Raw genomic sequence first — 12,812 nt, 5'->3', positions numbered from 1 at the left:
AATATAAATTTAGCTATTATATCAACGGTAGGAATATAATCATAAAAAAATTATAGTTTCTTTAATATATAATGAATGTTTAGAATGGTAAAATATATATATTAGAATTGATTAAATATTAAAAATTTAGTAAAATAAAATGGAATTCAGGATAGATTTCAAAAAGTAACTTATGTATTATACTAGTTATTTTGTGAATTAATCTTGCTTAGCAGGAGTTTGTTTCCCTCACTAAGTTTAGATGAATTATCTAGGGACATAGCTACTGTTATCTCCCTCTTTGATGGAAATTGGAATGTTACAGTAGGTAGTCATAAGGTAAAATTAAAATATGGGGATGTGACAGTATGAATTATAAAGATACTATGAAGTATATAACTAATACGGCGAAATTTGGAAGCAATTTAGGCTTAAGTAGAACAGAAAAAATATTAGAACTTTTAGGGAATCCACATAAGAAAATAAAATATATACATGTAGCTGGTACTAATGGAAAAGGATCTGTTACAGCTATGATTTCAAAAATATTGATGGAATCAGGTTTTAAAGTAGGAATGTATACTTCGCCTTACCTTGAAGAATTTGAAGAAAGAATTCAGATAAATGGAACTAACATATCAAAAGAAGCTTTAAGTAATATTGTTACAGAGGTTTCTAAAGCAGTTGATAAAGTTATAGAATTGGGATATGATCATCCTACTGAATTTGAAATAATTACTTGTACTATGTTTTATTATTTCTATAAAGAAAAAGTAGACTTCGGAGTAATTGAAGTAGGCTTAGGAGGAAGATTAGACTCTACAAATGTAGTACAACCATACGATTCCAAGCTTGATGGAGGGGTAATGGCTAGTGTAATTGTGTCTATAAGTAGAGACCATATGAATATATTAGGGGATACCTTAGAGAAAATTGCTTATGAAAAGGCAGGAATAATAAAAATGGGTGTTTCGGTAATTATGTATCCCCAGGAAAAATCCGTAGAAGAGGTAATAGAAGGGGTATGTAAAGAAAAAGAATCAAATTTAGTAAGAGTTCCTTTTAATTGTGTACAGTATGTTGAAAGTGAAAAAGTAAGTAGTAACAGTAATAAATGTTTACAAAAGTTAACAGTAAGGACTCCTGTGAATGTTTATAATATAGAATTATCTCTTTTAGGAAAGCATCAAATGGTGAATTGTGCAACGGCTATTTTTGCCATAGAAGAAATTATAAAAAAAGGGTTCCATATAGAATTAAATAACATAATGAATGCATTAAAGAATGTTAAATGGATTGGAAGACTTGAGGTAATGAAAAACAAGCCTCTGGTGGTAATAGATGGAGCACACAATATAGATGGAATTACAAAATTAAAAGAAAATATACAACACTATTTTAAATATAGAAAAATGATTTTAATTCTTGGTATATTAGCAGATAAAGAAGTAGAGAAAATGGTAGGTACTATAGCACCAATGGCAGAAAAGATTATAGCTGTAACACCTGATAGTTATAGGGCGGAGAATGCTAATGAATTGGAAAAAGTAATTAAAAAATATAATAGTAACTGTGAATCTAAGGACAATTATGAAGAAGCTTATAAAACTGCATTATCTTATTTAGAGGAAGAAGATATTTTAGTGATATCGGGGTCTTTATACATGATAGGTGGAATGAGAAAAATTATTAGAAAAGTTAATAAGGCAATAGACTAGCATATGGACTTGTTATTTTTTGAAGATGCCTAATATAGAATAGGCAAAAGAGTACATGGGAACAACCTTGTACTCTTTTGTTGTTAAAATTTAACATATAGCTTGTTCTAGTGCGATAGCAAGTTGATCAGGACAAGAAGTATCTTTTCCGCCACAAGTAATTCCCTTTAATTTTTTTATAGCATCTTTTACATCCATGCCTTCTATAAGACTTGATAATCCCTTTAAATTACCATTGCATCCGCCTGTAAAACATACATTGTATACCTTATTGTCAATTATATCAAAGTTTATTTCACTTGAACAAACACCTTTTGTTGAGTAATTGTACATAAATATCACCACCCTTTGTGAGTAAACATTTTTTAAATAATAAAATTATTATATATAATATTGAAAAATTACTCAATATAAATGATAAAAAAATATGTCCATTTTCATAAATATTCATATTATATTTGTGAGGGGGGGATAAATTTGAATTATCTATATGTATGTAATACTTCTTCTGATTTTATTTCAAAAGTAAATTTAAATGAGTTTAAAGAGGAAAAAAGGATATTTTTAAAGTCTGGTAATGCTAATGATAGAATTGGCCCTCATGGTATATGTTTAAATGATAAGAAAATTATAACAGCTAACAATTATAATAATAGTATATCTATTCTTGATATGGAAAAGGGAGTAGAAGAAGGAAACTGCTATATAGGTGTACATTGCAATGATGTTGTGGTATTTGGGAAAAATGCATATATAATATGTGGTGATCTTAATAACTTAGTAGTTTTTGATTTAGAGCAAAGAGAAATAATAACACAGATACCTTGTGGTAGTTTGCCGCATAGCATATGTTTAAATAAAGAAAGAAAACTTTTATTAATTTCCAATATGGAAGATGATAGTATAACCTTAATTGATTGTGTTAACAATGAAAATATAAAGAATATAAGAGTTGGTGAATATCCTACTAAAGCAGTATTTACTGTAGATGGTCAATATGCTGTCATATGTGAAAGTAACATAGGTGCTGATTTTAGGGGAAGCATAGCTTTAATGAGTTTAAAAAATTATAAAATTATAAATAGAATAACAGTGGGCAATTCTCCAGTAGATATGTTTTGTAATGAGAGATTTTGTTTTGTATCTAATTTTGGTGATGGAACTATAAGCATTGTAGATATAAATTGTTATAAAGAAAATAGGAACATAATAGTAGGTGGAATGCCGAGGGGAATAATAAAATATGGTGACAGTATTTATATAGGTGACAATTATAATAATTTATTAATTAAAGTAAATATAACAAATGAAAGCAAAAAATATATACCTATAGGAGGAGAACCTACAGGTATGATTTTAATTTAAATTAGTTTTCATTTATGAGCAGTTGAATGATTTTATTATATAAGTCTGAGGAATTATTTTTCCACTTATGGCATAAATCTTTAGCATCTTTATTAGAGCCCACATTAAGTTTAATATCTATAAGTATAGAATCATTTTCAACAGCTTTTAGGTTTACAATAAAGTTATCATTTTTCCCAATTGTATAATCAGCAGTTATAGTAACTTCTTTTTTTATACTACTTAATTTTTTACTTAAGTAATCTTTAACAGCTTTTATTTTATCTTCAGATATTCTGTTTACAAATAAAGACAGAACTCTAATACCTTTTTCTGTAATTATAAGTCTGTGATTGCCCGTTTCATTTGTGTACTTTAAAAAATTAGAGGAAAGCAATTCATTTAAGTATTGTTGAAGAGTAAAATAATTTATAAAATTATTCTCTAAAATAATTTGTGTTATCTGATTATTAGAAACAGGGAATTTAATTTTTTCAAATATAAAAAGTAATAGAAGCTTATTTTCCGCTAATTCTAAAGTATCTTCAAACATTTTTATCCTCCTAATTAAAATTAATAGTATTATATCAAATATATTATAACATAAAATATATGAAAATAAATAAAGCGCTAAAAATACTTAAGTGCTTTATTTTTATTTATAAAATATTGATATTTTTAAAGTTTAAGTAATATTTACATATAAATAATACTATATAAAGTTATGAGAGTAAAATGTTTTGGAGGGGAAACTTTTGAAGAGAAGATTAGTAAAAAAGGTTTTTTTTACGATGTTTATACTTTGTATTGCAGTAATTGGATCTGTTGTTTGCAAAAATAAAAATACAGGTGTATTTATCAATGTTAATAGGAATCTCCCAATATATTGTGTTGATACAAAAGATAAGAAGGTTGCGTTAACCTTTGATGTGAGTTGGGGAACAGATAACACTGATAAAATTTTACAGGTGCTTGATAAGTATAATATAAAAGCTAGCTTTTTTTTAGTTGGAGGATGGGTAGATCAATATCCAGATAAAGTTAAAAGTATTTATGAAAAAGGACATGAAATAGGAAATCACTCAAATAAACATCCTGATATGACTAAGATATCAAGAGATAAAATAATACAGGATATAGATATTAATGATTCTAAGATAAGAAGCCTAACAGGAGAAGGAACAAAACTCTTTAGATGTCCAGAGGGTTCATATAACAATTTAGTTATACAAACAGTAAAAGATACAAATCATTATTGTATTCAATGGGATGTTGATAGTATAGATTGGAGAGAAGAAGGAGCAAATCTAGAATATGATAGGGTTGTGAAAAAGGTAAAAAATGGTTCTATTATATTATTTCATAATAATGCAAAGTATACACCAGATAATTTACCAAGAGTTATAGAAAAGCTAAAAAAGGATGGGTATGAATTTGTTAAAGTTGGAGATTTAATATATAAAGAAAATTATCATATAGATTATGATGGAAAACAAATATCAAATTAATATAAATAAAACACAACCTTATTGAAACTAAGGTCAAATTTGTATTATAATGGAAATGTGGTAACAAATCTTAAGAATGGTAAATGTTATCAAGTTAAATGTAACAATTAAATATAATTTAAATTTTTACAAGTATAATTTAGTCAGTCTGTGAATAATTATATGATGATAAGATAATTTGAAAACGAAGGGAAAGAAGGGTTATAATGGAAAATTCAATGCTGAATAATAAAATTTATTTAGAAGGGCGAGTAATTTCAGAATTACAATTTAGTCACGAAATGTATGGTGAAGGGTTTTATACTTTTTATGTAGAAGTTTCAAGACTAAGTGAAGCAAAAGATGCTTTATTTATAACTGTATCAGAAAGACTTATAGGTGGAATGGATATTAAAATAGGTTCAGAGCTAATAATAGAAGGTCAGTTAAGGTCTTATAATAAGTTTATGGATGGATCAAATAGGTTGATATTAACGGTTTTTGCAAGGAATATATACTATTGTGAGGAAAGAAGCAAAAATCCTAACCAGATATATTTAGATGGATTCATTTGTAAGGAACCAGTTTATAGGACAACTCCTTTTGGAAGAGAAATTTCGGATATACTCCTTGCAGTTAACAGAGCTTATAATAAGTCAGACTACATACCAACTATTGCATGGGTAAGAAATTCCAGATTCTGCAAGACATTAAAAGTTGGTGATAATATAAAAGTTTGGGGTAGATTACAAAGTAGAGAGTATCAAAAGAAAATATCTGATACAGAAACAATTAAGAAAGTTGCCTATGAAGTATCCATATCCAAAATGGAAAAAGCGGTTAAAGATGATGAAGTAAGTGAGAGCGAAAGCCAACATGAAAAAGGAATAAATGAAGCATTAGTGGATAAACAAATATCATAATAAAATAATACAAATAAAAGCTGTGGAATATAGGGTTAGTACCTTAATTCACAGCTTTTTAATTAAAATGAAGTTTATTTATTTTCTTAAATCTTCTAGTATTTTAGTTTTATCTTTAGTTTTATCATCTACTGTTTTGATTATTTTTGCAGGAACGCCAGCTACTACTACTCCAGCGGGAACGTCCTCTACAACTACAGATCCAGCAGCTACAACAGAACCTTTTCCTATTTTTACGCCTTCCAAGATTACTGCGTTAGCACCTATTAAAACATCATCATCTATTTCACATGGAGATTTACTTGGTGGTTCAAGAACGCCTGCAACCACAGCACCTGCACCTAAGTGAACTCCTTTTCCAAGCTTGCCTCTTGCACCAACAACAGCATTCATATCGACCATACTGCCTTCGCCGATTTCAGCACCTATATTTATAACAGCGCCCATCATTATAACAGCATTTTTATCTATTTTAACTTTATCTCTTATAATAGCACCAGGTTCAATTCTAGCATCTATTTTTGTAACATCAACAAGAGGAATTGCTGAGTTTCTTCTATCATATTCTATTCTAAATTTTTTTATTTTATCTTTGTTATCATCTAAAAATTTAGAGACTTCTTCTGCTTCGCCAAAAAGTACATGGAAGCTAGAGTTGCCGTAATCTTCTATGTTTCCTAGGTCACAATTTTGTATGTCACCATCAACATAAACCTTAACAGGAGTAGATTTCTTTGCTTCTTTTATGTATCTTGCTATTTCATATGGATTAGTTAAATCATAGTTCATAGGGATAACCTCCTAAGTTAAATATTATAGTTATTAATATTATTATAATAAATATGTTTTGTCAATTAAAGGGGTAAAGTATTTTTCAGTAACAAAAAGGTATCAAGTGAAATATTTTAATAGTAGAGTGCTTTTGGAGGTAATGTAATTGGATTATGAAATGAAAGATTGTATTGATGCTGGAAGTATATACTGTCCATGTCATTTATCTGAAACAGGGGATTGTGTCTTATGCTCACAACTTTCAGGAAAAAATTTCTGTGACTGCATAAATTGGAAGGGTGTGTGCATATATCAAGAGTATATTTTAAATAAGAGCAAGGCTAAGGAAGGAAGGAAAAATTATTTATGTACAATAGTAAAAAAGGAGCAGATAGAAGAAAGTTTATATATTTTTACGATAAACGCATCTCACAGTTTAGTGCATGATCTTGTATACCCAGGGAGCTTCATATTTATAAGAAATCCGCAGTCTACAAATTATTATGATACACCAATTTCTATTATGGAAGCTGATACAGAAAAAAACACATTAAAAATAGCTATAGAAACAAAAGGAATTAAAACAAAAAGTATATGTAAACTTAACGAAAATGAAAAAATGTTAGTTAGAGGACCATTTTGGAATGGAGTATTAGGGCTAAAAAATGTTTATAGAGCAAGGGAAGGTGTATCAATAGTTATAGGAAGAGCAATAGGCATAGCACCTTTAATACCTGTTTTAAAAAAATTACATTCTAATGAAAATAAAATTATAGCAATAATTGATAAAGCACCTTTTAAAAACATTTTTGGAAAAGAGTATTTTGAAGAATGTAATTCAGAAATATTGGAATGCAAAATGTTAGAACAAGGTGAACTTACAGAAGAATTTAAAATGATGATGAAACAAATTTTAAAAGTAGAAAATGTAAATTTAATTCATTGTGATGGTCCAGATATATTGATTTACAAAACTATGGAGTTTATTGATGAAAATATTAATTTTTCCTGCTGTAACAATTCTAAGATGTGCTGCGGAGAAGGAGTATGTGGTACCTGTAGCACGAGATATAAAAACCATGTAGTAAAAAAATTATGTAAGGTACAAATAGATCCTAAACATGTATTTAAAGAAAGAAGGTTTATATAAAAAATAAAGATAGGGAAATTTTAAAATTCACAATTTAATATTAGGAGGTTTTTTAATGAAGGTAATTATAATTGGTGGTGGATGGGCAGGCTGTGCAGCAGCAATAAGTGCTAAAAAGGCAGGTGCAGATACTGTTTCTCTTTATGAAAAAACTGATATGCTTTTAGGACTTGGAAATGTAGGAGGAATAATGAGAAACAATGGAAGATATACTGCTTCAGAAGAGTTAATAGCTTTAGGTACAGGGGATTTGATAAATATAACTGATAGTAATACACGGCATAAAAATGTAGATTTTCCTGGACACAAACATGCATGGTTGTATGATGTAAATAAGATTGAACCAGCAGTAAAAAGGTACTTACAGGATATTGGTATAGAATTAAATATGATATGTAGAATAATTGATGTAGATAAGGAAGAAGATAAAATAAAAGGAATATATTTAGCAGATGGTAGTTATGTAGAAGGAGATGTATTTATTGAAACTACAGGCTCTACAGGACCTATGGGAAATTGCTTAAGATATGGAAATGGATGTTCAATGTGCGTGCTTAGATGTCCTGCATTTGGACCAAGAGTTAGTATAAGTATGAGAGCTGGTGTAGATGATCTTCAAGGGGAAAGAGATGATGATATATATGGAGCTTTTAGTGGTTCTTGTAAGCTGTGCAAAGAAAGTTTAGATGACAGTATAGTAGAAGAATTAGATAAAAAAGGAGTAGTTATTTTAAAAGTTCCTAAAGAAGATGTAAACATGGATAAGTTGAAAGCAAAGGTATGCCAGCAGTATGCATTAAAAGAGTTTGCTGAAAATGTAATATTATTGGATACTGGCCATGCAAAACTTATGACATCTTACTATCCTTTAGAAAAGCTAAGAAAAATTAAGGGATTAGAAAATTCAAAGTATGTTGATCCTTACGCAGGTGGAAAGGGTAATTCCATTAGATATTTATCTGTAGCACCTAGAACGGATGATATGAAAGTAAAAGGTATAAGTAATTTATTCTGCGGCGGTGAAAAAAGTGGACTTTTTGTAGGTCATACAGAAGCGATATGTACTGGAAGCTTAGCTGGGCATAATGCGGTAAGATGTGCCTTAAAGATGCCTCCTTTAATTCTTCCAAAGAGCACAGCAATAGGAGATATCATAGCTTTTGCAAACTATAAAATGATGACAAAACAAGGAAGAAGAAATAGATATACTTTTGCAGGAGCTGAATATTTTAAGAGAATGCAGAAATTTGGATTATATACTACAGATAGAAAAGAAATAGAAGATAGAATTGAAAAATTAAAGTTAACTAATATTATGAATGAAAAATTATTCTAAAGACTAGGCTTAAGATTAGTTGAAATTTTTCAGTGCTTTTATTATATAGTACAGTGAGATATTATTATTACAATGATTTTCTCACTGTAAGGATTTTTATTTAGTGTTTTAAATGGATATAAAAATCAGGGGTGGAAAGTAAGATGTACACCCTGCTTTTTTTATGCTATTATGTTTTTATCAAGTGATTCTTAGACTCAGGTGGAGTTTACTTATGAGGAATGCCCCTCTTTCCATCTGAGTCTTAGAAGAACTTATCCAGGGGCGTATCAGCCGTTATCTCCAACCTTAAAGAAAAGCAGAGAACCAAAATCTATGATTTTGTGTGAATCGCTTTCGCTGTATGTGATGGGAGTGTTACGGATGGTAGCCATCGGATAAAATTTTGCAAGGGTTATATAATAAATCTAAGGGGGCTTTATAGTAATGATTAAAGATAATGTAATATCTAATAATGTGCAAAATATAGAGATTTCAGGTATAAGGAAATTTTTTAATAAGGTAGTTAATTACCCAGATGCTATTTCTTTAACTTTAGGTCAGCCTGATTTTAATGTACCTGAAAAAATAAAGGAAGCCATGATTCAAGCAATAAATGAAAACAAAACTACATATACATCTAATGCAGGAATTGTGGAACTTAGGGAAGAAATCTCAAAGTATTTAAAAACTCAACATATAAACTATGATAAGGATGAAATATGTATTACTATTGGTGGTAGTGAAGGGTTAATGGATGTTTTCGCGGCTTTATTAAATCCTTCAGACAAAGTTCTTATACCCACACCGGCATATCCAGCTTATGAAAGTTGTGTAAAACTTATAGGAGGAGAAGTTGTTAACTATAATTTAAATGAAGATTTTTCTATCAACTTTAAGGAATTAGAAAATTTAATAAATAAAGAGAAACCTAAAGTTATAGTAGTATCATATCCATGTAATCCAACTGGAGCTATTTTATCAGGTGAGGATAACAATAAACTTCATAAGATTATTAAAAATAATGAAATTATAGTTATAAGTGATGAAATGTATAGTTCATTATGTTTTGAAGACCAATATTATTCTATAGCTCAATTTGATGATATAAGAGATAAAGTAATAGCTGTTGGAGGCTTTTCAAAAATGTTTTCCATGACAGGTCTTAGAATAGGGTACGTGTGTGCAGTAGAACGTTTTATGAATGCTATAATGAAAGTTCATCAATATAATGTATCATGTGCAGCGTCCATTGTTCAATGGGCAGCTTGTGAAGGATTTAAAAGTTGTATGGAAGATGTAGAATACATGAGAAGAGAATTTATAAGAAGGAGAGATTATTTATATAATAGATTTATTAAGATGGGTTTTGAATCAAATGTTCCTATGGGAGCTTTTTACATGTTTCCGGCTATAAAAAAATTTAATATGAAAAGTGAGGAGTTTTGTGAAAGACTTCTAAAAGAAGCAGGAGTTGCTGCTGTACCAGGATCAGCTTTTGGAATTGGGGGAGAAGGTTATATGAGAATTTCTTATGCTTATAGTATGGAACAATTAAAAGAAGCGTCAGATAGAATAGAAGAATTTATAAAAAAATTAAAATAGCTTAGGCATATTCAAAAAAATAACAAGTCAGTATGTTAGTATATTTTGCGTCATACTGCATCAACAGAACCCTTTGATAGAACAACTATCAGCGGAACCTGTTTCCTTGTCTATCGCAAAATATACTAACATCTTTGACTTGCTATTTTCTTTCATATGCCTTATAGTGATTGGACATTCACCTTAAAGTTGTGCATTTAAATATTGTAAAAAATAATAAAAATCAAAAAAAGTGGACTTTTTAAAAAGTCCACTTTTTTGATGTGATTTAAAAAATGTTATCCTGATATTATGTAAATTTATCCCAAAATTGGATTGGATGTCTTGGCGGAAATTATAATAAAATATAAAAGTTATTATTAATGAATGAAATTATGCAATTTTTAACATTAAGATATTCATAGCATATTTTAATGTGTTTAGAGAGTATTTTAATTTATTCAAAGATAGATAATATTAAAAATTTATTGGTATAAGGTGAAGTAGCTTGTGAATCAACAGTATTACATAACTAGTTATGGTTAATATTGTATGATGGGGCTATGTATGAAAGAATACTAAATGTAACACAATATTCTGAAAAAAGATATTTTCTGAAAACGTTTGATATGGATTTTTTCATGTGGTATTATAAAAAAGAGGAATGGATTAATCCATTAAGCCATTACTCTTTATGGATTTTTAATAATTAATACTGTACAAACTTATGTTTATAATTTTTAGAAATATAAATAAATTTTTAAAAGCAATTTTTAGGGGGTTTCATGATGAAAACTTTAGTTATTGGTGTTATTGGCTCAGATTGCCATGCAGTTGGAAACAAAATATTACAACATTCATTTACAGAAGCAGGATTTAATGTAGTTAACATTGGTGTGTTATCTCCACAAGAAGATTTCATAAATGCTGCAATAGAAACTAATGCAGATGCAATAGTAGTATCTTCACTTTATGGACATGGAGAAATTGATTGCAGAGGATTAAGAGAAAAACTTAATGAATCAGGATTAGGCGGAATACTATTATATGCTGGTGGAAATTTAGTAGTAGGAAAACAAAAGTGGGAAGATGTACATAAGAAATTTAGAGAAATGGGATTTGATAGAGTATATGCACCAGGAACATCACCAGAAGTTACAATTGCTGATTTAAAAAAGGACTTAAAAGTTGAAGATTAAATAAAGATCGTGTACAAACCATATTAATGAAAAAATACTTAGTAAAAGTTGATTAGGGGGTAATTCAGGTGGAACTTAAAAATAAAAAGTGGACAGATGAAGAATTTTTCGAAATGAGAAAAGAAGTATTAAGCCAGTGGCCAACAGGAAGCGAGGTAGACTTAAAGGAAGCTGTAGAATATTTAAAAAAGGTGCCAGAACATAAGAACTTTTCAGTAAAATTAAGAAAGGCTAAGGAAGCAGGAATAACATTAGCACAGCCAAGAGCAGGGGTTGCGCTAATAAATGAACATATAGAACTTTTAAAGCATCTTCAAGATGAAGGAGATGCAGATTTATTACCATCAACAATAGATAGTTATACAAGACAGAATAGATATGATGAATGTGAAATAGGAATAAAAGAAAGTTTAGCAGCAGGAAGATCATTACTAAATGGATTCCCAGGAGTAAACCATGGGGTAAAAGGATGTAGAGAAGTATTTGAAGCAGTAAATTTACCAATTGAAGCAAGACATGGTACACCAGATTCTAGATTGCTTTCAGAAATAATACATGCAGCAGGATGGACTTCAAATGAAGGCGGCGGAATATCATATAATGTTCCATATGCTAAGAATGTATCAATAGAAAAAAGCTTATTGGACTGGCAGTACTGTGATAGACTTGTTGGATATTATGAAGAACAGGGAATATCAATCAATAGAGAACCATTTGGACCTTTAACAGGAACTTTAGTTCCACCAAGTACATCGAATACAGTAGCAATAATAGAAGCTTTGCTTGCAGCAGAACAGGGAGTTAAAAACATAACAGTAGGATATGGACAGTGTGGAAACTTAGTTCAGGATGTTGCAGCAATAAGAGCATTAGAAGAACAGGTAAATGAATATTTAAAACAATATGGATATAATGATGTTTATATAACAACAGTATTCCATGAATGGATGGGAGGATTCCCACAGGATGAAGCTAAAGCATTTGGAGTAATAGCATCAGGAGCAGCAACAGCAGCACTAGCTGGAGCAACAAAGGTTATAGTAAAAACACCACATGAAGCAGTAGGAATACCAACAAAAGAAGCAAATGCAGCAGGAATAAAAGCAACAAAAATGGCATTAAATATGTTCCAGGGACAGAGACTTCCAATGTCAAAGGAACTTGAAACAGAAATAAGCATAATAAAAGCAGAAACTAAATGTATGATGGATAAGTTATTTGAACTTGGAAATGGAGATTTAGCAGTAGGAACAGTAAAAGGATTTGATGCAGGAATAGTAGATATACCATTTGCACCAAGCAAATTCAATGCAGGAAAAATGATGCCTGCTAGAGATAATAA

The 12,812-nt window shown here is 29.6% G+C and carries 12 protein-coding genes; 9 read left to right on the top strand and 3 right to left on the bottom strand.

Annotated elements, in window-relative coordinates; genetic code table 11:
* Window positions 1-347: 347 nt before the first annotated feature.
* The gene (locus tag HBE96_RS10825) at window positions 348-1,697 is read left to right on the top strand and encodes a bifunctional folylpolyglutamate synthase/dihydrofolate synthase (RefSeq protein ID WP_169297786.1); all 1,350 of its coding nucleotides are present in this window, start codon (window positions 348-350) and stop codon (window positions 1,695-1,697) included.
* Between the two features lie 90 nt (window positions 1,698-1,787).
* Here HBE96_RS10825 and HBE96_RS10820 read toward each other — a convergent pair whose 3' ends face one another.
* The gene (locus HBE96_RS10820) at window positions 1,788-2,030 is read right to left on the bottom strand and encodes a TIGR03905 family TSCPD domain-containing protein (RefSeq protein ID WP_169297785.1); all 243 of its coding nucleotides are present in this window, start codon (window positions 2,028-2,030) and stop codon (window positions 1,788-1,790) included.
* 144 nt (window positions 2,031-2,174) lie between these two features.
* Between HBE96_RS10820 and HBE96_RS10815 the strand changes: the two genes are divergently transcribed.
* Window positions 2,175-3,062 carry a YncE family protein gene (locus HBE96_RS10815; protein ID WP_169297784.1) on the top strand — a complete coding sequence of 296 codons (888 nt, stop codon included), beginning with the start codon at window positions 2,175-2,177 and terminating at the stop codon, window positions 3,060-3,062.
* A 1-nt stretch (window position 3,063) separates the two neighbouring features.
* On the opposite strand, the gene HBE96_RS10810 is transcribed toward HBE96_RS10815, so the two are convergent.
* Window positions 3,064-3,594, bottom strand: a complete 531-nt coding sequence (locus tag HBE96_RS10810) for a DUF4364 family protein (RefSeq protein WP_169297783.1) — start codon at window positions 3,592-3,594, stop codon at window positions 3,064-3,066.
* 202 nt (window positions 3,595-3,796) lie between these two features.
* On the opposite strand from HBE96_RS10810, the gene pdaB reads away from it, so the two are divergent.
* Both pdaB and HBE96_RS10800 read left to right on the top strand, forming a co-directional pair.
* Entirely contained in the window at window positions 3,797-4,549 is a 753-nt protein-coding gene (pdaB, locus tag HBE96_RS10805; protein WP_169297782.1) for a polysaccharide deacetylase family sporulation protein PdaB, read from the top strand.
* A 206-nt stretch (window positions 4,550-4,755) separates the two neighbouring features.
* The gene (locus HBE96_RS10800) at window positions 4,756-5,451 is read left to right on the top strand and encodes a single-stranded DNA-binding protein (RefSeq protein ID WP_169297781.1); all 696 of its coding nucleotides are present in this window, start codon (window positions 4,756-4,758) and stop codon (window positions 5,449-5,451) included.
* Window positions 5,452-5,529: 78 nt separating this feature from the next.
* Here HBE96_RS10800 and dapD read toward each other — a convergent pair whose 3' ends face one another.
* The gene (gene dapD, locus HBE96_RS10795) at window positions 5,530-6,240 is read right to left on the bottom strand and encodes a 2,3,4,5-tetrahydropyridine-2,6-dicarboxylate N-acetyltransferase (protein ID WP_169297780.1); all 711 of its coding nucleotides are present in this window, start codon (window positions 6,238-6,240) and stop codon (window positions 5,530-5,532) included.
* Window positions 6,241-6,388: 148 nt separating this feature from the next.
* Between dapD and HBE96_RS10790 the strand changes: the two genes are divergently transcribed.
* From HBE96_RS10790 to HBE96_RS10770, 5 genes are all read left to right on the top strand, one after another.
* Entirely contained in the window at window positions 6,389-7,372 is a 984-nt protein-coding gene (locus HBE96_RS10790; protein WP_206154898.1) for a sulfide/dihydroorotate dehydrogenase-like FAD/NAD-binding protein, read from the top strand.
* 55 nt (window positions 7,373-7,427) lie between these two features.
* A complete protein-coding gene (locus HBE96_RS10785; RefSeq protein WP_169297779.1) occupies window positions 7,428-8,708 on the top strand; it encodes an FAD-dependent oxidoreductase in 1,281 nt (426 codons plus the stop codon).
* A gap of 426 nt (window positions 8,709-9,134) precedes the next feature.
* Window positions 9,135-10,292 (top strand): pyridoxal phosphate-dependent aminotransferase, encoded by a 1,158-nt coding sequence (locus HBE96_RS10780; RefSeq protein ID WP_169297778.1) that lies wholly within the window; start codon window positions 9,135-9,137, stop codon window positions 10,290-10,292.
* 767 nt (window positions 10,293-11,059) lie between these two features.
* Window positions 11,060-11,470, top strand: a complete 411-nt coding sequence (gene glmS, locus HBE96_RS10775) for a methylaspartate mutase subunit S (protein WP_169297777.1) — start codon at window positions 11,060-11,062, stop codon at window positions 11,468-11,470.
* 68 nt (window positions 11,471-11,538) lie between these two features.
* Window positions 11,539-12,812: methylaspartate mutase subunit E (locus tag HBE96_RS10770; RefSeq protein ID WP_169297776.1), on the top strand; the 1,274-nt coding region annotated here is incomplete at its 3' end.

Origin of the sequence: Clostridium muellerianum (assembly GCF_012926525.1) — a bacterium.
Classification (GTDB): domain Bacteria; phylum Bacillota; class Clostridia; order Clostridiales; family Clostridiaceae; genus Clostridium_AM; species Clostridium_AM muellerianum.
This window is presented reverse-complemented; position numbering and strand designations above follow the sequence as displayed.